The following is a 24281-nucleotide window of genomic DNA, read 5'->3' as shown; positions in this document are numbered from 1 at the left end:
TTACTTCCTAACCAGATATCAATAGATTATTCAAAAATTTCAAATTTTTTAATCCTATCATCCTATTTATCACTACCAAAAATACCTTTTTGGGTTCATATGACTCATTCTTAAATGAGGATTAAAGTCACGTCATTCCCTTAATTTCTTTTTAAAGGTATAATGAAAGAATGAATAGGAGGACGTGCGACATGAATGAAAAAAGCAGAGCATATTGGCAGGCTTTTTGGGGAGAAAAGAAAGCACCAAATCAGGTGACTGCCTGGCAATTTGGAGCAAATCCAGATCACTTGCTTCACCTTGTCCAAATGGGAATTAAAACAGCGACATGTTCTGGCCATGTTTTTTATGAAATAGAGAAAGAACCGCTTCCACAGGTAGGCGATTATAGTATCATTCTGAATAGTAAGGATGAACCTAAAGCCATCATCCAAACGACACATATTGACATTGTGCCGATGAACGAAGTCCCTGAATCCTTTGCACGTGCTGAAGGTGAAGGAGATTTATCATATGAATATTGGCGAAGAGAACATATAAACTTTTTTACTAAAGCATTAAAAGAATTTCACCGAGAATTTCAGGAAAATATGTTGGTCGTTTGTGAGCGCTTTCAATTAGTTCACTCACTTTCCGAAGACGTAGTGGAGTAGGATTACTCCTCTTTTTTTATGTTTTCTATGCCTTTTTGAAAAAGGTGTTTTATATTTTGTCTTTAGGTCAAAATAAGATTGGAATATGAGATATCGTGAAAATTGAAGAATTTTTTTCGACTACACCTGTTTTTTTTCGACAAAAGAATATATAATTATTTGATGTGTGCATTGTCTCATTTATACAATGGAGGGTTTTTACATGTTAAAAAGAAAAAAAGACAAGTTTTCCGTATTATTAATGGAAATTGCTAAAAATTTAGATGAAACTGCTGAGTATTTTGTTAGCTATAAAGTAACAAATCAAACCACTCTAAAAGAATTTTCTGACACATTGAAGGAATATGAGACAAAAGGTGACAATCATGTTCATACAATGATTAAAGAGCTGAACAAAGCCTTTATTACACCGATTGAACGCGAGGACATTCTTCAACTGACGAATAGTCTTGATGATGTTTTAGATGGGATCGAACAATTTTCAGCAACAATGGAGATCTACTCCATTACAACTTCTGATGAACATATTGATAAATTCAGTCATTATATCAGAGAATGTGCAAAAGAAATTTTAACAACAATTGAATTACTTGCTGATAATCGCTTAAAAGATATTCATCCGCACGCAATTAAGATTAAGGAAATTGAGCATAACTGTGATAATCTTCACCGTAAATCACTTAAAAACTTGTTCGCCAAAGAAACAGATCCGATCAAGGTCATTCAATACAAAGAAATTTATGAAACACTTGAAGAAATCGCTGATTCCTGTCAAAGTGTTGCCAACAATTTAGAAACAATTATTATGAAGAATGCGTAACGGGGTTAGTATAAAATGGACACATTAGTTATCCTTACCATACTCATTGTAGTTTGTGCACTGGCTTTTGATTTCATTAACGGATTTCACGATACAGCAAATGCAATTGCGACATCAGTTTCAACAAAAGCGTTGAAACCAAGACATGCCATCATTATGGCTGCCCTTATGAACTTTGTAGGGGCGATGACATTCACGGGTGTGGCAAAATCAATTACAAAAGACATTGCTGATCCCTTTACACTTCAAAATGGTTCTGTCGTCATTTTAGCGGCGCTTCTCGCAGCAATTTTTTGGAACTTGCTTACTTGGTATTACGGGATTCCGAGCAGTTCATCCCATGCATTGATTGGTTCTATTGCTGGATCAGTAGTTGCATCTGCCGGGTTTGGCGCTTTGAACTATTCGGGGTTCATTAAAATCATTCAAGCACTATTGATTTCACCTGTCCTTGCATTTGTTGTCGGTTATATTGTATATACGATTATTAAAATTATTTTCAGAGACAACAATCTCGCAAAAACGAACAAACAGTTCCGCCGTGTTCAAATTTTGACAGCGGCTCTACAATCATATACTCATGGTACAAACGATGCTCAAAAAGCCATGGGGATTATTACGATGGCACTCATCGCAGGGAACTTGCACACAACAGATGATATTCCATTTTGGGTACAATTCTCTTGTGCATTAGCGATGGGACTTGGAACATCTGTTGGTGGTTGGAAAATCATCAAAACTGTCGGTGGAAAAATTATGAAAATCCGCCCGGTAAATGGGGTTTCTGCCGACTTAACAGGTGCTGCAATTATTTTCGGTGCCACGTTTATTCACCTACCAGTTAGTACAACTCACGTGATCTCTTCTTCTATCCTTGGAGTAGGTTCAGCTCATAGAGTAAAAGGTGTTAACTGGGGAACAGCAAAACGTATGTTAGTGACATGGGTTATCACGTTACCGATTTCTGGGACGCTAGGTGCTCTTATCTACCTCGTTTTAAATACATTTCTTTAATCCAAACTGCCTGATTCGCTCAGGCAGTTTTTTTCATGCAGCAGGGTTTCCAAACATATCCATAGAAGTAAAGAGTTATTCACTTGTCTATGGGAGAGAGCGTTCATGCTATTATTTTTTCAATTCACCGTCTGGTTTTTATTATTTGCACTTGCTGTATATGTTTATGCCGTTTGGCGTTTTGAGCAAAAGGTGAAAGAAAAGATGTTTGCGATTCGCAAAACGTGGTATCTGATTTATGTAGTAGGTGCCGTCGTTTATTGGACTCAGTATCCAGAATCTATTTTTACAGACTGGATGCATTACTTGATTATCGCCATCTTTTTTGCACTGACCGATGCCTTTATTTTTCTTAGTTCTTATATTAAAAAGCTTGGTCACCACGAATTAGAAACCGATACACATGAACTTCTTGAAGAAAACAACGATTTATTACATTCCTACCTAAATAAATTAAAAACGTATCAGTACCTATTGAAAAATGAACCGATTCATGTATATTATGGAAGTATAGAAGCTTATGTAGAAGGCATTGAGAGGTTAATCCGTACATTTGCTGAGAAGATGAACATTCAGGCTGTGCTTTGTCAATACGGAACTCAGGAACAAAAAGACGACCTGCTCCGGACACTTGAACAACCATTTTCTATTCAGGCAAAACTTGAACGGCAAGAAGTGTTTTATGATGATTTTGGCAAGCTTGTCCTCATTCCTTTTTCAGTTTCAGATGTACACTTTGTCATTAAACTCACATCAGATGACATTGTCACAGAGTTTGACTACCTGCTGATCACTTCATTAACTAGTATTTATGACCTAATCTTGCCTGACGAAGAGGAAGGTGAATGAGATGGAGCACGCACTCCAAGGAGATAAAAATAATAGCTCACGTAAAAATCCATTTAAAATTTTAAAGAAACAAACACACATTAGCATGGCAGATTATAAAGTAAGTCCACATACAGAACGTCTCTTCAAAAAAAATGAACAGCTAATAGATGTGTATAAAAATAAAAAAGCATGATCACACTAAAGGACGCGGAACGAATCCGCGTCCTTATTCCATTTTTTCATATGACTGCATATCATATCACAACATGTTGCAAAAAAAATTAGGGTGATGACGTGAAAAAGAAAATCAAAAAAATAAAATATGTGAACTTTGCTGCGTTTCAGTTTTCCCCCTATTTTCTTAAAATGAATGAAAAAAGCGAGCAAGTCATGAAACAATATAAACAAAAAAACTCACTTATTTAACTGTTCTAAAAGCTTTACCTTCGTTTGCGGACCATAAATACCATCACTGACAAGTCCATTCATTAGCTGAAAACGTGAGACAGCATTCGCCGTTTTTTCTCCGTAAACCCCGTCTACTCCAAAATTTTCAGCTGCTTTATCTGGATAGAAATAAACAGCAACGAGTGCTTTTTGTACCATACGTACATGGTCCCCTTTTGTCAAAGGGTTCGTTACCTTCAAGATGCCGTCTGGTAAAAGGATGGTTTCTTTTATATTTTGGTAAATTTTCAACACTTGTCCTACTTGAATGAAATCTTGATTGGTAATATTGTTCCATTTTTGCAAGTCGCTAACCGTCACGTTATAAGCTTTAGCTATACTTGTCAATGTATCGCCTTTTTTCACCACATAAGTCACTACTGTCCCTGGATTTTCATCAGATCCAATACCCGCTTTAAATTCAGCCCAGCTCGCTAGTAACTTACGAGGACAGTCTTTCCCAGACCAATGTTGATGTGTAACCACATTTGAAAGCGGAATATTATGCTCTATCATCAACTTTTGAATCAACCACTGTGCATTTTTCACCGCCTGTTTGAAGTCCCCATCCTCATTTTCGCAAATCTCTATTCCAATCGATTTACGGTTACCATCCCCATGACCATCTCCCGCATGCCAACCATTCTCATTTAAAGGCAAATGTTGAAAAATTTCATGGTCATCCACTGTAAAATGCCAGCTAACCGCTGTATTTGCGCGCTTAACATAAGCGGCATGATTCTTAGCATCAGCCCCCTTTGAGGTATTCGCCGTATTGTGAACGGTCAAGTAAATTGGTGTCATTCTATACCCCGGTCTATTTCCATTTCCGACAGGGATAAAATCTTGATAAATTTGGACCATGTCCTCCACTCCCCTATTTCCGATTTCCGATACATTTTGTATCTATCATTTTCACTTATAGGTGGCAAGTGTAAGACAAGGAATTTACTGAAACAAATTGTATCAATATTGCTTTTGTGATACAATTTGTTGCACTAGATCCAATCTGTTCCTTCAATAAAGAAGACATAGATTCAGATAACGGAGAGATTAAAGATGCTTGTTAACCGTCTTATCGTGTAAACGAGTTTTCTCAGAATAGACTAAAAAAAACAGGAACTAATTCCAAAATTACTCTGTTTTTATGTTAAAATTGTAAAAAATATACCGATATACATATTATGAGATTGATTTATTTAACCACGTAGTCCAGTTCGGACTTTTCTTTTAGAATAAAAATAGAACATACGTTTGCTTGGAGGTTTTAAAATGACTAGATTTTTAACCCATTTAGAAGAGGACATCAAGCGGCTTTACACACGACTTCAATTAGACGGCCCAGCATATATGAATATGCATAAGATCGCTACCGAATTAAACATTTGGATTCACTACGAGGAAACAGGGAGCATGATGATTAAACATCAAGGTGTGTATAGCATTGTCTTGAATAGATATGCTTCTTCAGAGGAACAATGGGAGGATTTTGCACATGAGCTTTGTCATGTACTAAAACATACAGGCAATCATTTTGAAATGAACAAGCAATTTCGAGATTTACAGGAATTTCAAGCGAAGCAGTTTATGTATCATTTTTGTGTACCTACGTATCAGTTACTTCAAATGAAACTCCCGTACCTTCGGCAACAAGCCGTCCAGAATATTGCTCAAAGATTTCATGTCACACTAGCATTTGCTGAAAAACGACTGACATTATTCGAACAACGAAAAATTGGCATTCAATTTCAACAAAAGCTTGCCTTATATTTTTCACGCAAGCAGTGTAAAACAGCTGATAAAGTAGCAGAAAAAGAAGCGGTCTATCAGACAATGAGAGAAGAACGAGAAGCTGATACTTATTCATAAAGTGTAAATATCTGCTTTAACACACCTGTATAACGATAGAATAAGTCATTTTGTGTGTTACGTCTGTAGCTTCGTCTAAAATCATCAAAAAATGCCCTTCTTTGTGCTTGGCTAATTTCTAATTGTACACTTAGACCGGTGAGACATTTGTTATTAATATTGTTTGGATGTGTGCCCGAATAACGATCAGACTCCAATAATAGCAGTGCTTGGAATCCATTCTCAGTAAGCAATCGCGCTGTCTCTGCTGCCTTTTGGCGGTCTGTTCCTCCAACTAGCGTTTGTCTAACACTTGTTTCTCCATAACCATGAAGAGCAAACGTATATTGGTGTGATTGCACCATACTTAAACAGGTCGGCTCATTAAAATTTGTGCTCGTAATATGTAGCACATGATTTCCCGTTACCTTTATTCCTTCAAACAAATACATAGAATGCAGCTCAGCTAATTCAATCACCAGCTCACTTACACCGGACTCAATACCTCCAGCATGAGGTGATAATATGAGCAACTGATTATTTTTGCATTCATGAAGAATTTGATAATCAATCCCTTCTACTTCATGAACGGAAAGCTCTTCAAAATTTCGATACGTATCAACCAATTGCTCCATTTCACCCGCTCCTTTTCTCATATGAGCATTAGTCTACTTGATATCAATTTGATTTGTAAAGATTTATTTAAAAACCATGTTTTTCTTCCATTTTTTGATTCATTTATATAAGAACATGTTAAAATATAATATGTATTTAATTCCTGAAAAAGTCATCCGACCCATCATATAATTGGAACTTTTTTACCATATGAATCTTTTTAATTGCACTTTCATATGATAAGAGAATGCAAGGTAGAATCGGAGGAATCCATGATTAAAAAGAAAACCATGATCACACTTTTCATTTTACTGATTAGCTTCACTGGCATTATTTATTGGAAATGCTTTTCCCTTCAAGGTGTTTCAAACGGCACATATATTCGCTCCGTTTCCTCGCCCGACGGAGCATACATTGTGAATACTTACAAACATAATGGAGGCAAATTAAAAGACAACGCAGTACGAGCAGAAATTGAAAACCAAAAAACCCACAAAAAGAAAACCATTTATTGGAATTATCCTGATTTAGATCCTCATATTAGATGGTCAAATGATGATACAGTACGGATTGGCAATCAGGCGCTTAATATTGAAAAAGGGGAAACTTATGATTATCGTTTCGATAAAAAGCGAAAGGACTAATCTTATGAAAAACGGATCATATAGTTGATTCGTTTTTTCTCTTTTCTCTCATAACATGTTTTTTTGTACAAAGTCTTTCGTTTCTTTGACTGACAAAGGTGTTCATTTCTCAATGACTTCACACGTTCCAGAAAGCTTTTAAGAATGAGTTGCTATAATATAGACCTTCTCCTTTACGGTATTTATTCAAAAAGCAAAAAATTTTTCATTTATTTGATTGATTTGATATAATAAGCGAATCAATACATGATGAAATGACCATATAAACATGTGAGTGATACTTATAAATGGAGGAACATGTCATGACAAACATGATGAAAAGACACAGAGCAATTGTCATCGGCGCTGGAATTGCAGGAATGTTTACTGCAAAAGTATTATCAAATTTTTATCAAGAAATTTACATCATTGAACGAGATGAACTACCTGCTCATCCAAGTAATCGAGCGGGGACACCTCAAGCCTTTCACCCTCATCGGGTTCTACCACTTGGGAAAAAAATAATAGAACAACTTTTCCCTGGTTATACTGAGGAACTTCTTAAGATGGGTGGATTTAACACGAAGCACCAAACATCTCGGTTCATTACAAAAGATGGCGAGCTTCATATGACCGACACTGAGGAAACAGCTGTAACAAGACGTGCATTACTGGAATGGGTCATCTCACAGCGACTTCTTGCACTACCTCATGTTCAATTTCTCACAAAACACGAGGCTGTATCACTTCTTTTTGGAGAAGATGACTTGAGAGTAAATGGACTGCTAGTCAAAGACCGTCACCATCAACCAGCAAAACTCAAAACATTAAAAGCCGATCTTGTCGTTGATACAAGTGGGCGTATGTCAAAATTACAAAAGTGGTTATTAGAAAGAGGGCTGGAGCTACCCAAACCTGAAATACTAAAGGTTTCTCTTGGCTATAGTACCCGCTACTATCAAATCCCACCTAATGCGCGAAAAACACAAGCAATGGTTGTATTGGGACAGCCTGATAAACAAATTCCAACTGGACTCTTTGAATTGATTGATCACAATATGGCAGTTGTTCTCCTCTCTGCTGCCGGCGGCACACACTATCCAACGACAGAGGATGACAAATTCGAACAAGAAATAGCAACACTTTCCCATCCAGCTATCGCAGAAGCTATTTCACACTTGATTCCTTGTACACCACCTAAAGGATTTCGAGTGCAGTTTTGCATGAGACAGCATTATGAGCAAATGCCAAAATGGCCGAGTGGACTGTTAGTCATGGGTGACGCCTTTTGTACGCTTGATCCGATTCATGGTCAGGGCATGACAAAAGCGGCACTCGAAGCCCATACACTTGAACAAATGTTAAAAAAATCACTAAAAGAACCAATTGAAAACTTTGAACCAACCGTCATGCGGCACATGCAAAAAGCCATTGAACCTGGCTGGTGGCTTTGTGCTATTGCAGACCTTCAATGGAATGGAGTTGAATTAACAGCCCATCACCCTATTCCACATATAGAGTTCGTACAAGAATATTTAAATCGGTATGTACAGCACGCCATTCTAACAAACCAACCGAAGCTGCTTGAAGCCTATCACAGTATGCACTCTTTCTTAAAAGAACCGAAGGAAATCATCAACCTTGAACATTTGCATGACATGATTAAAAGAGATGAGACTGGAGATACAAAGCAATGGTGGGAAGCGTGGAAACAAAAAAGCAAAAAAACAGAAGAAGAGCTCATAGACGAGGCTGTTCCTGACTTTCAACTTAAAAAAATCATCAAAACGTACACTTGATTTGTGTACGTTTTTTTTGTATGAACATAAAAAAGCCCCATAAAAGGGGCCTCCTGAATTAACGTAGCAATTGAAGTACGTTTTGTGGCTGTTGGTTCGCTTGAGCAAGCATCGCTTGAGAAGCTTGAGAAAGAATGTTGTTCTTCGTGAACTCACTCATTTCTTTCGCCATGTCAACATCACGGATACGAGATTCAGCAGCTGTCAAGTTCTCAGCAGAAGCGCCAAGGTTGTTGATTGTGTGCTCTAAACGGTTTTGGACCGCACCAAGTGCTGAACGTTGTGTAGATACTTCACCGATTGCTGCATCAATTTTTGCTACTTCAGTATCGAAGTTGAATGCATCATCATCTACTTTAATGTCTCTTACTGTTAAAGTTTCTGCATCCATTTTCCCAATTTTAACATTAATATTTTGATCAATGTTCGCACCAATTTGGAATTGGAAACCATCTTCAACACTTCCATCTAAAAGGTTCTTACCGTTAAATGCAGTACGATTAGAGATACCATCAATTTCATCTAGAAGTGCTGTAATTTCTTCTTGAATCGCTGACAAATCCTCTGTTTGCTGAGTTCCAACGTTACCAGCTTGAACAGTCAATTCACGCATACGTTGAAGAATTGCATGCGTTTCAGTTAATGCACCTTCTGCTGTTTGAATAAGAGAAATACCATCTTGTGCGTTTTTAGAAGCCATTTCTAATCCGCGGATTTGTCCTCTCATTTTTTCAGAGATCGCAAGTCCTGCTGCGTCATCTCCTGCACGGTTGATACGAAGACCAGAAGAAAGTTTCTCCATGTTCTTTTGACTTGCGCCGTTGTTTGCAGACAAACGGTTCAATGTGTTAAGTGCTGCGATATTGTGGTTAATTCTCATTTCCTATTACCTCCATGTGTTTGAACCTAATAGACATCCTTGTCCAAAAGTTCTAAATTAGAATTTTTTTGTAAGCCTTACAATCTATTTATCGAACCATCATGGAATTTGTTTAACAAAAAAGGAATAAATAAGGAAATATACTTATTTTATATGGTCGTTTCGCTAGAGTATGGAAAACTTAAGAGTCTTTATTCATCCATTAGAAAGAGTCTTTTAGAATCATAAAAATTGGAAATAGCATTTTATGAATGACATAGCATGTTGTGGAATATTGCGTTACATACGTGAATTTTTGTTTTAGTAGGAGCATGATTGATTAAATATGAGAGGAAGAACAATTTATTCAGTAGAAACACTATTTCATTGCATAAAAAAAAGCCCCATAAAAGGGGCCTCCTGAATTAACGTAGCAATTGAAGTACGTTTTGTGGCTGTTGGTTCGCTTGAGCAAGCATTGCTTGAGAAGCTTGAGAAAGAATGTTGTTCTTCGTGAACTCACTCATTTCTTTCGCCATGTCAACGTCACGGATACGAGACTCAGCAGCTGTTAAGTTTTCAGAAGAAGCACTTAAGTTGTTGATTGTGTGCTCTAGACGGTTTTGAACTGCACCAAGTTTAGCACGTTGAGAAGATACTTGATTGATTGCATCGTCAACAATTTTTAATTGAGCATCATAGCCAACAGCTGCGGTATCAGGTGCATTAGTAGCAAATTCAGTTACATCTAATGTTTTAACATTTAAAGCAGCGCTTGTTCCAAGTGCAGTAGATGACATTTCTTCGATGTTTACTTTAATTTGCTGCGTAGCATTTGCACCAATTTGGAATATTAGATCCGTTGCAGGAGTAGCACCAGCTTTAAAGTCACCAGTAAGTAATTTCTTACCATTAAACTCAGTACGGTTAGAGATACCATCGATCTCTTCGATTAACGCATCCATCTCATCTTTAATTGCTGTTAAATCTTCCGTTTGCTGTGTTCCAGTATTACCTGCTTGAACAGTTAGTTCACGCATACGTTGAAGGATTGAGTGAGTTTCAGTCAATGCGCCTTCAGCTGTTTGAATAAGAGAGATACCATCTTGTGAGTTTTTAGAAGCCATTTCTAAACCACGGATTTGTCCTCTCATTTTTTCAGAGATAGCAAGACCTGCTGCGTCATCCCCTGCACGGTTGATTCGTAGACCTGAAGAAAGTTTCTCCATGTTCTTTTGGCTTGCACCGTTGTTAGAAGAAAGACGGTTCAATGTGTTAAGTGCTGCGATATTGTGGTTAATTCTCATTTCCTATTACCTCCATGTGTTTGGGACCTAACAGACATCCTTGTCTGAAAATAGTCCTTCCTTCTAGGGCTTATCAACCCTGACAATTATATTATCGGAGGCATTTATCGAAAGTTTAGCACTTAAATGCAAAATTATGATTTTTTTCACATACTTTTTTAAGGTAATTTAAGGGGAATCATTCTTATTCACAACTAAAAGATCAAATAACTCAACAACTTAAGTCTCTGATTAAATAATCTAAATGAGCTCTACTATCAATTGCATGACTTTCAAACATCTTATAAAAATTTTCATCACGTTTTACAGATGTCTGTTTGCAATCTATGAAATAAGGATTAGGTTTTCATGATGGTTCTCTCGTCTTTTAACTGAATCATGAGTGAGGATTGAATATATAATAAATTAATAATGCGACGTGCCATTTCAGAAGGTGAAGCATTGTACTCATTTCTGATCCATTCAAGAATCAATCCAAAGATGCCATATGAACGATATTGAATAAAATAACTGTCGTTGATTTCTTCATATTGATCACTGACAAACGACATTCTATTCTGGAAAATGTATTGCAACTTCTCCAGTAAAATTTCTTGAATTTGAGGTACACGGTCTTTCATCACTAATAAATCATAATAGTCACGATTTCCGACGATATATTGAAATACATTAGTGCCTTCTGGTTTCATTCTAGTTAAATCCAAAAGTGGATTTTCACGAGTTGGCTTGCAAAATTCATATTCAAAATCAACCATTTCACGATGGATAAAATCCGTTGCAAGTTCATCTTTACTGTCGTAATGCACATAAAACGTCGTGCGATTGTAGTTCGCTTTTTCAACAATATCTTTCACTTTTACATGAGAGTACCCTTTTTCTTTCACAAGCAGTTTGAAAGTTTGACGCAGTGTTTCTTTTGTTCGCTCAACACGTCGATCCTCTTTTTTAATCATTTGCACCCTCCTTTTAGACACTTTTAAAAAAATGTTGAATAGAGATACAAAAATTCTATTGTGTTGAAAACCCATACATAAATGTTTTTTTGCTGATTGATATGAACAACCTTTCATCTTACAATCAACTTAAGTCACATACAAATGAAAATTATGTGACATTTTAACTATCTTTAATAGAATACCATAATATACGAAAAGTGAGGCACATGATATGGAATTTCAAGCAATGGTCACAACAAATGAAAAAGATTTCGAGAAACAAACTTTATTACTAGATGACCCAAAAGCAGATGAAGTGCTTGTCAAAGTAGTTGCATCCGGCGTCTGTCATACTGATGCCACAGTATTAGATGGCACGCTCCCTGTACCACGTCCAGCTTTATTAGGACATGAAGGCTCTGGCATTGTAGTAAAAGTAGGTTCTAATGTAACCACCGTTCAAGAAGGAGACCACGTTGTATTGGGATTCGCTTATTGCGGTCACTGCCATAACTGCTTAGATGGGAACGCAGGCGCATGTGAGAACATGATTCCATTAAATTTCTCAGGTCGAAATAAGCATAATGAAACGCCTATTCATACACATGATCATCAAGATGTATCTCAATTTTTTGGACAATCATCATTTGGCACATATTCAACAGTTGATGAGAAAAACGTTGTAAAAGTAGACAAAGATATTGATTTACGTTACTTAGGTCCATTCGGTTGTGGCTTAATGACGGGAAGCGGTACTGTCTTAAATTCTCTCGCTCCAGCACCAGGTACAAGTTTAGTTGTATTCGGTACAGGTGCTGTTGGTTTAAGCGGATTAATGGCAGCAAAAATCGCAGGCTGTGATCCAATTATTGCAGTTGATATCCATGATAGCCGGCTTGAACTAGCAAAAGAATTAGGTGCAACACATGTCATCAACAGTAAACATGAGAATCCAGCTGAAAAAATCAAGGAAATAACAGAAGGCAAAGGTGCACATTTCTCATTTGAAACAACTGGTGTACCAGAAGTAACACTAGCTGCACTCCACTGCCTACGTGTCAAAGGGACTTGTGCAACAGTAGCGGTAGGTAAACGTGATTTAACATTTAACGTGACTAATGATTTAATGCTGAACGCTCTCACATTAAAAGGTGTGATTGAAGGGGATGCCGTTCCACAATTATTCATTCCTAAACTAGTGAAGTTCTTTAAAAACGGACAATTCCCAGTTGAGAAACTAGCAAAATTCTACGAATTAGAGAACATTGAACAAGCTTTTGAAGATTCTAAAAACGGCTCAACGATTAAGCCAATCCTTATTTTAGATAAAGAGTATCAAGCATAAACAAGTATCCTAATTGATTAAAGTCCTTATCTTGAAAACACTTAATATACAAGTTTTGTGGTTTAGGTGAGGAAAATATCAAAGGTATTTTAGGATTTTTAAGCAGTTTTTAACCCCCTTGCTATGCAAGGGGGTTAAGGTCCATGAACACGTTGAAGAATTGACTGATTTTCAGTCAATTCACCTTCAGCGATTTGGATAAGAGAGATACCACACTGTGTGTTTTCAGAAGCCGTTTCTAAAGCATGGATTTATCCACTCGTTTTTCAAAAATGGAAATATATTCCGAACGATTGATGCGAAATCTTTAAGAAAACTTATGTTATTTTGGCTTTAACTGTTGTTATTTGCTCTTAATCCCTTTACACATACAGCACCGGACTTGATACCTTAAATATCTCACCATCTCTTCTATAATAACGAGGGACTCGCCTGCTTAATGTGGATATGACTTCATAATTAATCGTATTTAGCATCGCAGCCACTTCATCCACGGTTATCTCAGCTCCCTTTTGCTGTCCGTAAATCACAACTTCTTCTCCTTGTTTCCCTTCACTTTCACCTAAGCTGACCATGAACATATCCATTGTGACTCTTCCTACCACAGAGACTCGCCTTCCGCGATAAAGAACATACCCGCGATTGGATAAAGCACGAGAATAACCATCCGCATAGCCGATCGGAAGTGTCGCAATTATTTCCCCAGGTTTTGCGATGTATGTCGCACCATAGCTTATGGTTCGGGGTTCTGTTACCATCGTTTTTACATATGCGATTCGGGCCTTTAAACTTAATGCTGGTTCAAGCTGTACTAGGTTCAATTGTTTGATATATGCTGAAGGGTATAATCCATACATACCAATACCTAAACGAATCATATCCGCACTAAATTCTGGGAAGGCGATCGCTGCAGCCGTGTTGTTCATATGTACAGTTGGTAATGAAATGTCTTGTTTTTTCAGAAAGCGGAGAAAGCTCAAAAATTTATCGTGCTGCAATATCGTTAGCTCAGTATCTTGTTCATCCGCTGTTGAAAAATGTGTAAATATCCCATCCCACCTTAAATATTCGCTTTCCTCTAATGCATGTACTACGTCTAAAAGCTCTTCTTTTGTGCGTAAGCCTAACCGGCCCATTCCAGTATCTACATTAATATGGATTCCCAGTCGCTTCGAGCTTTCTTCCTTTGCTAAAATGTGATTCGCTTTTTTTATCCAATCTGTTTGAAAGCCCGATAAATCAATGTTCCAGACAGCCGCCTTCTCGACACATGTAAGCGGTGTAAAACCAAGCACAAGAATCGGTGCCTTTATCTTTGCTTTACGTAACACGATTCCTTCCTCCAAGCTTGCAACAGCTAGCTCACTTGCCCCGTTCTCAAGTGCATGTCGCGCCACTTCTACAGATCCATGACCATAGGCATTTGCTTTAACAACAGCCATAATTTTACTCTTGCGCGGAATGTGCTGGCGAATCGCTCGCAAATTATGTTTAATTGCATCAAGGTCAACCTCAATCCATACTTCCCGGCACAGTTTTTTCATTCATACTCCCTTCCTCCTAATGAAATCATTAATTCATTCCGCTTTACAGCGGTCGTCTATCTTTATTCATATTTAATGGAAAACATTCAACAACATATATTGAAATACTAGGATGTGCCTGGAAACTGGACCTTATTTCAGGCTTTCCAAAAGAGTTTTTAAGCCCAATCCCACTATTAATCAACTAAATATGGATATATTTTGAATTTTTAAATAATAAGACATTTTATGACATTTTTTTCACATTTGAAGTGTTATCATCTAATTATCTATTAAACATTGATTTAATAGAAAAACAAAATAGAAAGAGGAGATGTTTTTATGATGAAGGGAAAAATCAAAAAAATAGTGGGAGCAGTTGTATTCACTGGAGCTTTATTATTTTCTTCTGGATTACCTGCAGATGCAGCACCGAATTTAATTCCTATTAGGGACAAGCATAAAACAGGCTATCAATTTGATTGGAATGGATATGAAAATGGTGTGGGTAAAGTAACTGTTTGGTTTAGAGATTCAAATGGTAAATCTTACCACGAAGTATATTATTGTGTCACTGTCATAAATAGTACTTGCTACGTTTACGAATAATTAAAAAGATATTTTTGATTCTGCCTCAATTGAATTTTGGGGCAGAATTTTCATTTCTGCTTCGATTGACCAATTACACAAGAAAAACAGAAAGAAGAATCACATAAATCTGTGACTCTTCATTTATATGACTCCAATGTTAAAAGTCCTCCTTACTGGCTAGCGTAACGAGATCGTCGGTCTGTCCTCTTTCTTCTATATGATGAATCTTTAAAAATTCTTCAATATAATCGTAAGCTTCTTGAACTCTTTCCCTTATGACTAGATATTCATCATTGTCTTTACTTACAGGTGATTCAAATTGTATAAAGGTTAATGTAAGACTTGATTTATGTTTGTCATCCACTACCACTCTTAGTTGAAGCTTTGAAACCTTATTTGTAGATTCACCGTCATAAGCTAAACTGTCCTCAGATGACTTTCTAATGGGTACATCGTCTTCTAATACTTCGACTTGAAGGATGTCTTTGAATAGGCGATCCGTTATTTGAAATGTATATTTGCGAAATAAGTTACCTCGATCTCCAGATTGATTTTCCAAAAAGCGTATTTTCTTTGATTCTTCGTCAATCGCAAATGCTTTGTCAAAAGTTTGTGTAATAAAATACTGAGATGACTCAAATCCATCTTGATTCAAAATTGTCATTATCTTGTTTAACCTTTCATTTGAATCGTTCTGTTCTCTCTTTCTTTGTAATCGTCCAGTTATCACTAAAGTTGCAATTCCAGCAATGATACAGAGGACAGGCCCCCAACCATTACCTACATCTATAAAAACAATGAACCCTAAGAAAGCAATGAAAAAAGCTATCACCAGTCCTAAAACCATAAACACGACAATCCCCCTATCAGCCATTATAATCCGGTTGCATTTTGATCTATTCAAAGTATAGCATGAGGAATTTTTATTCATTTAAAAAACGGCAGGAGTGTCGATAAATCAACATCTTCCTACCGTGTGATGATCCGGTTCGAACCAGTGCGCCCAAGAATCATTCATTTATATCTCTGACCTAAACATTTCTTTTCAATGAATTCATAAAAGGATAAAATTTTTATGACACAATTTTTAAACAGTGGGAACTTGAACACAACGATTGCAGTGATGGAAGCAATCGCCGCACCAGCTAGAACATCAAAAGGATAATGTACACCTACCCAAATTCTTGACACTCCCACCGCACTGGCAATGACTAGCCAAAACAAGTTTCGTTTATTATTTAACCAAAACATAACACAAATAGAAAAAATGAATATCGTATGATCACTCGGAAAGGAATTATTGACTTCTTTTTCAATTAAAAGATTCACGTTACTCATTTCTGCGAAAGGTTGCTGATTTGCATATAGCATTCCAACCATTTTCCCGAGTAATTCCGCAATGATAAATGTTACCCCAGCTGAAATGATCATGACTCGATTTTCATAGCTCCTGTTTTTAAACCACATAAAAAGAAGGATGATTGCTAAAATTTGAACTGTCCATTCAGCTAGTCCTATCAATATAAAATTAATCCCTTCATAGTTTATACTGAGGTTGTTGATGATTCTAAAGACCCTTTCGTTAAATTCCTGCATTCGTTTAACTCCTTTTTTTGCTTTTATTAAAGAAGTATAAATGAGCAAATAGTTTCCCAAAATCGATTAAACGAACAAATCTTATGTGTATGGTGACATTGTTGTCACCACTTTGTCATATCACAAACAAACTAAATTGTTTCAATCTGAAAAAAATTTCACAACATCAAGATTAAATCATTCTTTAAAAAAGAAAAAAACCCTTGCTACGAAAGGGTTTCAGTGATGATACCAACTGAGTGCGAGCTAAAAAGTGGTTCCTTTTTAGCTATATAAAATCCCAAACTTCCCCATTGGTAATATACTTTACTAACACTATTACTCCTTACATACAAAGCGCAGCAATTAAACCATTTACCGAACCAGAACTCCCGACAACAATAATCATAGCCATTTTAAATATGCCTTTGCTCTTCATGAACATATCATACTGAACATTAAGTTAAATTTAATTCATAATGATAAAACTGTGTATCTTGTTCATATCCATTTTTTTTATACAGTCTTTGTGCAGAAAAATTATCTGGTGCTGTGCTCAGACTTATGCTCTTGGCACCTGTTTCAATAGCATAATCTTTCGCCTTATGTAAAAGCATTTCTCCTATTCCTTTTTTTCTGGCTTCTGGATCGACAAACAAATCATTTAATATCCATGCTTTTTTCATCGAGATTGATGAAAAAGTAGGATAAAGTTGTGTAAATCCTACGTACCTTTGATTGTTTTTAACAACAAATATGACAGAGTCTTCGTTTTCTAAACGTTCTTTTATGTAATCCTTCGCACCTTCTAAATCTGATGTTTGTTCATAAAACATGCGATATAAATTAAATAATTTTGATACCCCTTCTAAATCTTCATTGGTCGCTTGATATATTTCCATTTGAAATCCCTCCCTGTTAGATTTTAATTATACATCAAACAAAGTTAATGTTCTTACAGCATCTGTGATTTTCCCCCTCTTTCTATCGTCAATAGTTAGACTGTCGAAATTTAACGATGATTGCTGGATATGAGTCAGCAAATCCGTACCGACATCTATTTGCGAAATATTACAGGGAAAAGAAAAAGAGGCGTCACATTAAATAGTGTCTCCTCTTTTTTGTAACTTCTATGTGACTCCGATAGTCAAGTCACATCTCACAAATAGAAGCTCTTTTATGAAAGCAGTTTTAATTTTGTCTTTACGTTATTAATGTCTTCTTTTTCTCCACAAACGTTGTTTTTCGGTCGATCATCGTGTGTTTTAACCAGTTTTTTGTGGTACTACCGTTGTATGACGATCAGTTGCTACTTTTGAGAAATTAATTGAGTTCATTGAAACAATACCTATTAATAAAGCAGAATGAGGGCTTTGAAACTGTCAATAAACGCTTAGACAAGATTGTGGAATCTTTAGCACGAATTGAAGAGAAAACAAAATAAAAACAAGCGAGTTATTTCTCGCTTGTTTGAGCATACTTTACAGATAAATTTCTTTAAAAACAGTTTGCGACAATACCTGTCAAACTAAAGAAGTCTAAAAAGGCAGCCTTAACATCTTTATTCAAACCTTTTGATGCATCATTTAAAGCCTTATCCATAACTTTATATCTTGAAAAACCACCATAGCGATACTCATCATAGTGTTTTTTTATCTTTTTTACAGCTTTAGCAGTCCCACCAAGTACCTTAAGAGCAGACTTTATTTTAGTAATTTTAGTGAATGAACATTGTTTACCAATGCAATGCCAACTGCTGTAACACAACCTGCAACATTAGAAGTTCTAATGTTATTAGGGTCCAGTCCCCCAAACTTTAAAAAACCTTCTCCATCCTCATAATAAATAGACACAAACAAATCTGTTTCTTTCTTAAACCATTCAGCGCTTGCTTCTATTCCTTTATCTAATACTTCATTAGGAACATTCTCAATTGCTTTAAGAACTTTTTCGGATTGATCAAACATCTCAACGTCAGCTAAACGTTCATTTTTTGTGGGAGGTGAAACACCAGTATCAATGGCACTTGCAAAACTTGGCGCAAGAACTGAAAATAAAAAAACGGACACTATTATGTAGACGCAATTTCTTAGTTTTTTCATTCTATTCCTCCTATTAAATTAAGAATGATATAGTTTTACCATTCATGTAAATATATCTCTATAATATAATAGGTTCTAGAAAGGAGAATTTTTATGAAGAATAATTTATCCTTATTAGGCGCATTAGCCATTTTAATCATTACTATTGTAAACTTCGCTACAAAAGATGAAGTAATCACAGGTATAATTGGAGGCATATTGTTTATATTATTGCTTGTTTTAAACATCGTTTCTAGAAAACGAGCAAACAATGACTCTACTTAATGGGATTGAAGTGAATACTTTTAGGTAGTTTCACAAATGACCACTTACATTAATGTGAGACAAAAGGATGGTGACTACATATGTCACAAAATCAATTCATTCAGTTCCAAAAAGCCAATGGTTTAGACGATGAAGACGTTCAATTCCTAATCACTCTCTCAGGAGCATTTTGCACCTGTGAAGAAGAAAACAAAAAGGCATATGACATAACAAGGACAGCGTTCATTAGACATTTTGGCGAAGAATTAAACCTTTCAGATATTGAAGGAAACACTAGAGAAGAATATGAAAATATCATCAATCAATTTCTAAGCAAGAAGGATAAGAAAATCAATGTAGATGAGCTTTTACAATCCTTTTATGCTGCGGATATGATGGATGGATTAAAGAAGAAATTTAATTAATGGCCTTCATTTGAAGGTCTTTTTTATTACCATCATTTACATATATACACCTCTCCCCTTTCTGGACATACTTGTTTATTGTGAATGAAAGAAAAAAGAAATTGGAATTTTCTAAAGCATTATTAGCCCCTTTTTCATCAGCGACCATTTTATCGATGTGCATATTCACTAGGGAAAATAGGTTATGCCCCAGAAACGATAGACAAAGCTTTTGATGTTATTAGCGGATGTTTTAATTATGCAATTGATCATGAATTAATTAAAAAGAACCCATGTGACAAAGCAACACTCCCGAAGATGAAAAAAGGTGAGACAAATGTGCGGACTGAAGCTGAAGCCAAAACATTCTTGGATGGCGATAAAGATCATCGACTATACTGTTTGTTTTATATAGCTTTACACACTAGAATGAGACAAGGAGAGCTTTTAGGACTGCGCTGGAAGGATATAGACTTTAAGCACAAACACTTATCAGTTAAACAAGTGATGTCCCATGATGCTAAAGAGATGTTTCTTGGAGCTAAAACCGAAGCTGGTAATAGAAGTATCGATCTAGGGGATAAAGCTCTTAAAATATTAAAAGAGCACTAAGCTAAATTAGACGAAGAAAAAGAAAAATACGCTGACATATATAAAGATTAGGATTTGGTCTTCTGTACACAATACGGAACACCAGTGAACCCATCAAATATCCGAAACAGGATAATGAACCCTGCAATATAGGAAACAAGCGTTTCCAAAATACGATTCCATGATCTAAGACACACATGTGCAACGATTTTATTGTTAATTGGCGCACCTGTCAAAGCAGTTAGCGAAAGGTGAGGACATAGAAATAAAAAAGTAACACTTCAAACATATGCTCATGTACTACCTTCAACAAGCCAACAGATAGCTGATCAAATGGATGGCATCTTAAATTGACCACACTGTATTTTTTCAGTGTGGTTTTTAATTTGCTTATGTTACCTTTTTGTTTTTAGAAATACAAAAGCCACTCTCGATTATCTCAAGAATGGCTCTGTATCAACGTCTTTTTATATGATTCCGACTGGGCTCGAACCAGCGACCTCTACCCTGTCAAGGTAGCGCTCTCCCAGCTGAGCTACGGAATCTTGTTATGTATCAGTGCTGGGCTTTCTCTTACTGACATCTTCTATTATATAAATTAACTGCACAGTCGTCAATACTTTTCATATAAAAAAGAAGCCGACGATTTTGCCGGCTTCTTTGCTAGATGGATTCACTGACAAGTGCGGGCTCCAGTTGGTCTAGTGCTTGTTTGAAGTCACGCTTTAAGTCTTCTGCATTTTCGACACCGACGCTTAAGCGTAGTAAGCCATCTGTGATGCCGCGCTTTGCTCTTTCTTCTTTTGGCATGGCGGCGTGTGACATTTTTGCAGGGTAGGATAGAATGGATTCAACTGCACCAAGGCTCACTGCAAAAACAGGCAATGTGACTTGATCGACCAGTTGTTTCACTGCTTCTTGGTGTTCTAGTTCAAATGATAGGACCGCGCCTGCACCGTTTGCCTGCTCTCTTTGAATATGTGCACCTGGGTGATCTTCTAATCCAGGGTAATACACTTTTTTCACAGCAGGGTGCTCTTTTAAGAAATGTGCTAGTTCTAGTGCGGTTTGACTTGCTTTGTCTAAACGAACTTGGAGTGTTTTTAATCCGCGTAGGACAAGCCAGCAATCCTGCACACCTAGCACAGCTCCAAATGAATTTTGTAATTTGTATAATTCATTTCCAAGCGTTTCATCTTTGACAACCGCAAGTCCAGAAAGGACATCACTATGGCCGCTTAGAAATTTTGTTGCACTGTGTAGAACAATATCTACCCCAAGATCGAGCGGACGTTGAAGTGCAGGTGTTAAGAACGTATTGTCTAAGAACGTTAAACAGTCATGTTTTTTTGCTAGTTTCACGACACCTTTAATATCCGTTATACCGAGCGTAGGGTTTGATGGTGTTTCCATGTAAATGACCTTTGTATTAGACTGAATGCTTTTTTCCACTTCATTCAAATTCGTCATATCGACAAAGGTATGTTCAATCCCAAATCGGCTGAGCACCTCTGTAATCATCCGAAATGTACCGCCATATACATCTTTTGTGATTAACACATGATCACCTTGAGACAGTAAGAGAAAAGCCGTTGAAATAGCTGCCATGCCTGAAGCAAATGCGAAGCCTCTTGTTCCTCCTTCAAGAGAGGCGATCGTGTCCTCTAGTGCCTGTCTTGTTGGTGTGCCCGATCTAGAATAATCATATTTGCCAAAATCGTCAAAGTCACTTTGATGAAATGTCGATGCATGTTGAATTGGCACGCTCACGGCTCCTGTTGTGCCATCTGTTTTAAACGGATTGTGTACGAGCTGTGTTTCTAACGTCCATTCGTGCTTTGTCATTTTACTTTCGCCTCCTCTTGCACTTGTGATAATGCCTGTTTGAGATCCTTTTTTAAATCTTCAACGTGTTCAATTCCTACAGAAAAACGTAGTAATTTATTACAGACACCATTTGCAATCCGAATTTCTTCTGGAATGTCCATGTGGGTTTGTGTTGCTGGATAGGTAATGAAGCTTTCAACCCCGCCAAGGCTTTCTGCAAAACAGATCGTTTGCAATTGCTTTAAGAATGGATTAACCCATTCTTCCTTCGCCAACCTGAACGATAACATTCCGCCTTTTTTAGGATAAAGAACATCTTGAATTTCTGGCTGATCCTTTAAAAATACGGCAAGCTCCTTCGCATTTGCTTCATGTTGCCGCATTCTCAGTGCAAGTGTTTTCATCCCTCTCATAAGTAGCCAAGAATCAAATGGGGATAAAACGGCACCGATTGCATTTTGATGTTGAAACATAGCTTCCGATAATTCTTCTCCCTTTGTCACCACTAGTCCAGAGAGAACATCGTTGTGACCTCCTAAATACTTGGTCGCACTATGAATGACAATGTCGGCACCAAGTGTGATCGGCTTTTGCAAGACGGGTGTGTAGAACGTATTATCTACAATAACAAGAATGCCGTATTCTTTTGCAATTGTAGCGACTTTTTGAATATCTGCTTCTTGCATAAGTGGGTTTGTTGGCGTTTCAATAAAGATGGCTTTGGTCTCTTTATTTATTTTTGAGCGGAAACAGGCTTCGTCTGTAAAATCATCGTAAAGGAAACGAAGGCCGTATTTTTTCCATTCGTTTTCAAATAGGCGATATGTACCGCCATATAAATCAGACGATACAATTAATTCATCTCCGCTTTGAAAAAGAGCCATAATGGTTTGAATTGCTGCCATTCCAGAGCTAAAGGCAAAACCAGCTGTGCCTTCTTCGAGCGTCGCTATGGCATCTTCTACAAGCTGTCTTGTCGGATTTTTCGTTCGAATGTAATCAAAACCTGTTGATTCTCCAATTCCTCTATGTCTATATGCAGTCGAAAAATAAACGGGCGGATTCACAGTTCCAGTTACTACTTCACTACGGTTTCCAATTTGAGCTAATTTCGTTTCTACATGTTCCGTCATTTGACACCATCCTAATGTAAAAATCTTTTAAAAACAGAAAACCCTTCTTCATAAGAAGAAGGGTTTTAGTCGCTTCTTCTTATCTTCCAAGCAAAAAAAATGCTTGCTGGATTTAGCACCTTGGTACACCGCACGGCGGTGCATACCGGTTGCTGAGGTTTCAAAGGGCCAGTCCCTCCACCTCTCACGATAAGAATGTTTTTGTAAGTTTGTTCTAATTCTTAATACTGTAACGCATACAACAACATTTTTCAAGGGTAAATCGGTGCTTTTCCAGACGATTATTTAAATTTTCTGCATTTTTAAAAAGGGCGAGATGACTGCCATTGGATTGTACGTTTCAAATAGAAAGATCCTCGTTTTTCATGATACAATGGATGGAAACGCTTCACATGTTTTAACTTGGATAGTTGGAGGAATGGATTGTGGTGAAGAAAACAGGAATGATACAAGAAGAAATGTTACATTCAACTGAACTTGGGGAAGATATGACTGTACTCATCTATTTACCAGTCAATTATTCACCCTTGTATAAATATCATGTCATTATTGCACAAGATGGACATGATTACTTTCGATTAGGAAAAATCGGCAGACAAGCAGAGGAATTGATGCAAAACAAAAAAATGGAACGTTCCATCATTATTGGAATTCCATATAAAAACGTCACAGAAAGAAGAAATACGTACCACCCTGAAGGGAGTAAATTCGAAGCCTATAAACGATTCTTGGCAAATGAACTTGTTCCATATATTGACGACCATTTTCCAACCTATCAAATTGGAGCGGGTCGCACATTCATTGGTGATTCATTGGGCGCAACGATTTCGCTTATGACAGCAATTGACTATCCTTATTTATTTGGGGGTCTTGTCCTTCAGTCTCCGTATGTTGATCACGCAGTCCTTCAAGCCGTAAAAGAAGCAAGTACACTGACTCATTATGCGATCATTCACCAGATCGGCTTACAAGAAACTGCCGTTAAAACAACAGATGGACAAATACTTGATTTTATCGAGCCAAATCAAAAGCTCAAAGAATTACTTGAAACATCAGGTGCTGATTATATATTTGAAACATTTGAAGGAGATCATAAATGGACGTATTGGCAGCCGCTCATCTCTCCTTCGCTAAAAAGAATTTTGCCCCATTCGTTAATCGACTGAATTTTGTTATAATAACTTGTAGCACACATT

The 24281-nt window shown here is 36.9% G+C and carries 26 protein-coding genes, 1 tRNA gene and 1 riboswitch; of the genes, 14 read left to right on the top strand and 13 right to left on the bottom strand.

Going from position 1 to position 24281, the window contains the following annotated elements; translation table 11 throughout:
* The first annotated feature begins 191 nt into the window (after nt 1-191).
* From ACQKEZ_RS12055 to ACQKEZ_RS12035, 5 genes are all read left to right on the top strand, one after another.
* Entirely contained in the window at nt 192-653 is a 462-nt protein-coding gene (locus ACQKEZ_RS12055; protein ID WP_427301066.1) for an ASCH domain-containing protein, read from the top strand.
* A 202-nt stretch (nt 654-855) separates the two neighbouring features.
* Nucleotides 856-1473, top strand: coding sequence for a DUF47 domain-containing protein (locus ACQKEZ_RS12050; protein ID WP_427301064.1), 618 nt, complete (start codon nt 856-858; stop codon nt 1471-1473).
* A 15-nt stretch (nt 1474-1488) separates the two neighbouring features.
* Complete coding sequence (locus tag ACQKEZ_RS12045) at nt 1489-2487, top strand: inorganic phosphate transporter (RefSeq protein WP_427301062.1); 999 nt, start codon at nt 1489-1491, stop codon at nt 2485-2487.
* Between the two features lie 105 nt (nt 2488-2592).
* A complete protein-coding gene (locus ACQKEZ_RS12040) occupies nt 2593-3336 on the top strand; it encodes a type II toxin-antitoxin system SpoIISA family toxin (protein ID WP_427301060.1) in 744 nt (247 codons plus the stop codon).
* Nucleotide 3337: 1 nt separating this feature from the next.
* Nucleotides 3338-3511, top strand: coding sequence for a type II toxin-antitoxin system SpoIISB family antitoxin (locus ACQKEZ_RS12035; RefSeq protein WP_427301059.1), 174 nt, complete (start codon nt 3338-3340; stop codon nt 3509-3511).
* A 221-nt stretch (nt 3512-3732) separates the two neighbouring features.
* On the opposite strand, the gene ACQKEZ_RS12030 is transcribed toward ACQKEZ_RS12035, so the two are convergent.
* Nucleotides 3733-4629 carry an N-acetylmuramoyl-L-alanine amidase gene (locus ACQKEZ_RS12030; protein WP_427301057.1) on the bottom strand — a complete coding sequence of 299 codons (897 nt, stop codon included), beginning with the start codon at nt 4627-4629 and terminating at the stop codon, nt 3733-3735.
* A gap of 408 nt (nt 4630-5037) precedes the next feature.
* Between ACQKEZ_RS12030 and ACQKEZ_RS12025 the strand changes: the two genes are divergently transcribed.
* The gene (locus tag ACQKEZ_RS12025; protein ID WP_427301055.1) at nt 5038-5634 is read left to right on the top strand and encodes an ImmA/IrrE family metallo-endopeptidase; all 597 of its coding nucleotides are present in this window, start codon (nt 5038-5040) and stop codon (nt 5632-5634) included.
* Here the strand turns inward: ACQKEZ_RS12025 and ACQKEZ_RS12020 are convergent.
* Nucleotides 5625-6248, bottom strand: a complete 624-nt coding sequence (locus ACQKEZ_RS12020; protein WP_427301054.1) for a poly-gamma-glutamate hydrolase family protein — start codon at nt 6246-6248, stop codon at nt 5625-5627. The two genes, ACQKEZ_RS12025 and ACQKEZ_RS12020, sit on opposite strands and share 10 nt — an antisense overlap.
* A gap of 252 nt (nt 6249-6500) precedes the next feature.
* Here ACQKEZ_RS12020 and ACQKEZ_RS12015 point away from each other — a divergent pair, with 252 nt between their 5' ends.
* Complete coding sequence (locus ACQKEZ_RS12015; protein ID WP_427301052.1) at nt 6501-6872, top strand: DUF5412 domain-containing protein; 372 nt, start codon at nt 6501-6503, stop codon at nt 6870-6872.
* A gap of 302 nt (nt 6873-7174) precedes the next feature.
* Nucleotides 7175-8650, top strand: a complete 1476-nt coding sequence (locus tag ACQKEZ_RS12010; RefSeq protein WP_427301050.1) for an FAD-dependent oxidoreductase — start codon at nt 7175-7177, stop codon at nt 8648-8650.
* A 58-nt stretch (nt 8651-8708) separates the two neighbouring features.
* On the opposite strand, the gene hag (ACQKEZ_RS12005) is transcribed toward ACQKEZ_RS12010, so the two are convergent.
* The 3 genes from hag (ACQKEZ_RS12005) to ACQKEZ_RS11995 form a co-directional block, all read right to left on the bottom strand.
* Nucleotides 8709-9530, bottom strand: coding sequence for a flagellin Hag (gene hag / locus ACQKEZ_RS12005; RefSeq protein ID WP_427301048.1), 822 nt, complete (start codon nt 9528-9530; stop codon nt 8709-8711).
* A gap of 404 nt (nt 9531-9934) precedes the next feature.
* Nucleotides 9935-10816, bottom strand: a complete 882-nt coding sequence (hag, locus tag ACQKEZ_RS12000) for a flagellin Hag (RefSeq protein ID WP_427301046.1) — start codon at nt 10814-10816, stop codon at nt 9935-9937.
* A gap of 338 nt (nt 10817-11154) precedes the next feature.
* Nucleotides 11155-11769, bottom strand: coding sequence for a TetR/AcrR family transcriptional regulator (locus tag ACQKEZ_RS11995; protein WP_427301044.1), 615 nt, complete (start codon nt 11767-11769; stop codon nt 11155-11157).
* Nucleotides 11770-11983: 214 nt separating this feature from the next.
* Here ACQKEZ_RS11995 and ACQKEZ_RS11990 point away from each other — a divergent pair, with 214 nt between their 5' ends.
* A complete protein-coding gene (locus tag ACQKEZ_RS11990) occupies nt 11984-13096 on the top strand; it encodes an NAD(P)-dependent alcohol dehydrogenase (protein WP_427301043.1) in 1113 nt (370 codons plus the stop codon).
* Nucleotides 13097-13458: 362 nt separating this feature from the next.
* Here the strand turns inward: ACQKEZ_RS11990 and alr are convergent, their stop codons facing one another.
* Nucleotides 13459-14640: an alanine racemase gene (gene alr / locus ACQKEZ_RS11985; protein WP_427301041.1), complete on the bottom strand. Its 1182-nt coding sequence runs from the start codon at nt 14638-14640 to the stop codon at nt 13459-13461.
* Between the two features lie 321 nt (nt 14641-14961).
* Between alr and ACQKEZ_RS11980 the strand changes: the two genes are divergently transcribed.
* Nucleotides 14962-15228, top strand: a complete 267-nt coding sequence (locus ACQKEZ_RS11980; protein ID WP_427301039.1) for a LacI family transcriptional regulator — start codon at nt 14962-14964, stop codon at nt 15226-15228.
* A 139-nt stretch (nt 15229-15367) separates the two neighbouring features.
* Here ACQKEZ_RS11980 and ACQKEZ_RS11975 read toward each other — a convergent pair whose 3' ends face one another.
* The 4 genes from ACQKEZ_RS11975 to ACQKEZ_RS11960 form a co-directional block, all read right to left on the bottom strand.
* The gene (locus ACQKEZ_RS11975) at nt 15368-16063 is read right to left on the bottom strand and encodes a hypothetical protein (protein ID WP_427301038.1); all 696 of its coding nucleotides are present in this window, start codon (nt 16061-16063) and stop codon (nt 15368-15370) included.
* A gap of 161 nt (nt 16064-16224) precedes the next feature.
* On the bottom strand, nt 16225-16806 hold the full coding sequence (locus ACQKEZ_RS11970; RefSeq protein WP_427301037.1) for an undecaprenyl-diphosphatase: 582 nt from the start codon (nt 16804-16806) through the stop codon (nt 16225-16227).
* A 437-nt stretch (nt 16807-17243) separates the two neighbouring features.
* Nucleotides 17244-17687: a GNAT family N-acetyltransferase gene (locus ACQKEZ_RS11965; RefSeq protein ID WP_427301035.1), complete on the bottom strand. Its 444-nt coding sequence runs from the start codon at nt 17685-17687 to the stop codon at nt 17244-17246.
* A gap of 801 nt (nt 17688-18488) precedes the next feature.
* The gene (locus ACQKEZ_RS11960; protein WP_427301033.1) at nt 18489-18887 is read right to left on the bottom strand and encodes a hypothetical protein; all 399 of its coding nucleotides are present in this window, start codon (nt 18885-18887) and stop codon (nt 18489-18491) included.
* 93 nt (nt 18888-18980) lie between these two features.
* Here ACQKEZ_RS11960 and ACQKEZ_RS11955 point away from each other — a divergent pair, with 93 nt between their 5' ends.
* The 3 genes from ACQKEZ_RS11955 to ACQKEZ_RS11945 all read left to right on the top strand — a co-directional run bounded on the left by ACQKEZ_RS11955 (nt 18981) and on the right by ACQKEZ_RS11945 (nt 20146).
* Entirely contained in the window at nt 18981-19151 is a 171-nt protein-coding gene (locus ACQKEZ_RS11955) for a hypothetical protein (RefSeq protein ID WP_234710333.1), read from the top strand.
* 80 nt (nt 19152-19231) lie between these two features.
* Complete coding sequence (locus ACQKEZ_RS11950; protein WP_427301031.1) at nt 19232-19555, top strand: hypothetical protein; 324 nt, start codon at nt 19232-19234, stop codon at nt 19553-19555.
* Between the two features lie 318 nt (nt 19556-19873).
* Nucleotides 19874-20146, top strand: coding sequence for a tyrosine-type recombinase/integrase (locus tag ACQKEZ_RS11945; RefSeq protein WP_427301029.1), 273 nt, complete (start codon nt 19874-19876; stop codon nt 20144-20146).
* Between the two features lie 451 nt (nt 20147-20597).
* Here the strand turns inward: ACQKEZ_RS11945 and ACQKEZ_RS11940 are convergent.
* The 3 genes from ACQKEZ_RS11940 to ACQKEZ_RS11930 all read right to left on the bottom strand — a co-directional run bounded on the left by ACQKEZ_RS11940 (nt 20598) and on the right by ACQKEZ_RS11930 (nt 23085).
* Nucleotides 20598-20670 (bottom strand) — tRNA-Val (locus ACQKEZ_RS11940).
* A gap of 118 nt (nt 20671-20788) precedes the next feature.
* A complete protein-coding gene (gene metC, locus ACQKEZ_RS11935) occupies nt 20789-21970 on the bottom strand; it encodes a cystathionine beta-lyase (protein WP_427301027.1) in 1182 nt (393 codons plus the stop codon).
* Nucleotides 21967-23085, bottom strand: coding sequence for a methionine biosynthesis PLP-dependent protein (locus ACQKEZ_RS11930; protein WP_427301025.1), 1119 nt, complete (start codon nt 23083-23085; stop codon nt 21967-21969). Before ACQKEZ_RS11930 ends, metC begins: the two co-directional genes overlap by 4 nt.
* Nucleotides 23086-23161: 76 nt before the next feature.
* Nucleotides 23162-23281, bottom strand: a riboswitch (SAM riboswitch).
* 229 nt (nt 23282-23510) lie between these two features.
* Here ACQKEZ_RS11930 and ACQKEZ_RS11925 point away from each other — a divergent pair.
* Nucleotides 23511-24251, top strand: a complete 741-nt coding sequence (locus tag ACQKEZ_RS11925; RefSeq protein WP_427301023.1) for an esterase family protein — start codon at nt 23511-23513, stop codon at nt 24249-24251.
* The last annotated feature ends 30 nt before the right edge of the window (nt 24252-24281 follow it).

Source organism: Bacillus sp. NPDC077027, assembly GCF_050269555.1.
Lineage (GTDB): Bacteria > Bacillota > Bacilli > Bacillales > Bacillaceae > Bacillus.
Note: the sequence above shows the minus strand (reverse complement) of the source record. Positions and strands in the feature narration are given on the sequence as shown.

Excerpts from the sequence above, each read along its gene's own strand:
- ACQKEZ_RS12055 (WP_427301066.1), top strand. The coding sequence starts at position 192 with ATGAATGAAAAAAGCAGAGCATATTGGCAGGCTTTTTGGGGAGAAAAG.
- ACQKEZ_RS11980 (WP_427301039.1), top strand. The coding sequence starts at position 14,962 with ATGATGAAGGGAAAAATCAAAAAAATAGTGGGAGCAGTTGTATTCACT.
- ACQKEZ_RS12035 (WP_427301059.1), top strand. The coding sequence starts at position 3,338 with ATGGAGCACGCACTCCAAGGAGATAAAAATAATAGCTCACGTAAAAAT.
- ACQKEZ_RS11965 (WP_427301035.1), bottom strand. The coding sequence starts at position 17,687 with ATGGAAATATATCAAGCGACCAATGAAGATTTAGAAGGGGTATCAAAA.
- alr (WP_427301041.1), bottom strand. The coding sequence starts at position 14,640 with ATGAAAAAACTGTGCCGGGAAGTATGGATTGAGGTTGACCTTGATGCA.
- ACQKEZ_RS12010 (WP_427301050.1), top strand. The coding sequence starts at position 7,175 with ATGACAAACATGATGAAAAGACACAGAGCAATTGTCATCGGCGCTGGA.
- ACQKEZ_RS11970 (WP_427301037.1), bottom strand. The coding sequence starts at position 16,806 with ATGCAGGAATTTAACGAAAGGGTCTTTAGAATCATCAACAACCTCAGT.
- hag (WP_427301046.1), bottom strand. The coding sequence starts at position 10,816 with ATGAGAATTAACCACAATATCGCAGCACTTAACACATTGAACCGTCTT.
- ACQKEZ_RS12040 (WP_427301060.1), top strand. The coding sequence starts at position 2,593 with ATGCTATTATTTTTTCAATTCACCGTCTGGTTTTTATTATTTGCACTT.
- metC (WP_427301027.1), bottom strand. The coding sequence starts at position 21,970 with ATGACAAAGCACGAATGGACGTTAGAAACACAGCTCGTACACAATCCG.
- ACQKEZ_RS11995 (WP_427301044.1), bottom strand. The coding sequence starts at position 11,769 with ATGATTAAAAAAGAGGATCGACGTGTTGAGCGAACAAAAGAAACACTG.
- ACQKEZ_RS11930 (WP_427301025.1), bottom strand. The coding sequence starts at position 23,085 with ATGACGGAACATGTAGAAACGAAATTAGCTCAAATTGGAAACCGTAGT.
- ACQKEZ_RS11950 (WP_427301031.1), top strand. The coding sequence starts at position 19,232 with ATGTCACAAAATCAATTCATTCAGTTCCAAAAAGCCAATGGTTTAGAC.
- ACQKEZ_RS12045 (WP_427301062.1), top strand. The coding sequence starts at position 1,489 with ATGGACACATTAGTTATCCTTACCATACTCATTGTAGTTTGTGCACTG.
- ACQKEZ_RS11960 (WP_427301033.1), bottom strand. The coding sequence starts at position 18,887 with ATGAAAAAACTAAGAAATTGCGTCTACATAATAGTGTCCGTTTTTTTA.
- ACQKEZ_RS11955 (WP_234710333.1), top strand. The coding sequence starts at position 18,981 with ATGAAGAATAATTTATCCTTATTAGGCGCATTAGCCATTTTAATCATT.
- ACQKEZ_RS12025 (WP_427301055.1), top strand. The coding sequence starts at position 5,038 with ATGACTAGATTTTTAACCCATTTAGAAGAGGACATCAAGCGGCTTTAC.
- ACQKEZ_RS12050 (WP_427301064.1), top strand. The coding sequence starts at position 856 with ATGTTAAAAAGAAAAAAAGACAAGTTTTCCGTATTATTAATGGAAATT.
- hag (WP_427301048.1), bottom strand. The coding sequence starts at position 9,530 with ATGAGAATTAACCACAATATCGCAGCACTTAACACATTGAACCGTTTG.
- ACQKEZ_RS12015 (WP_427301052.1), top strand. The coding sequence starts at position 6,501 with ATGATTAAAAAGAAAACCATGATCACACTTTTCATTTTACTGATTAGC.
- ACQKEZ_RS12020 (WP_427301054.1), bottom strand. The coding sequence starts at position 6,248 with ATGGAGCAATTGGTTGATACGTATCGAAATTTTGAAGAGCTTTCCGTT.
- ACQKEZ_RS11990 (WP_427301043.1), top strand. The coding sequence starts at position 11,984 with ATGGAATTTCAAGCAATGGTCACAACAAATGAAAAAGATTTCGAGAAA.
- ACQKEZ_RS12030 (WP_427301057.1), bottom strand. The coding sequence starts at position 4,629 with ATGGTCCAAATTTATCAAGATTTTATCCCTGTCGGAAATGGAAATAGA.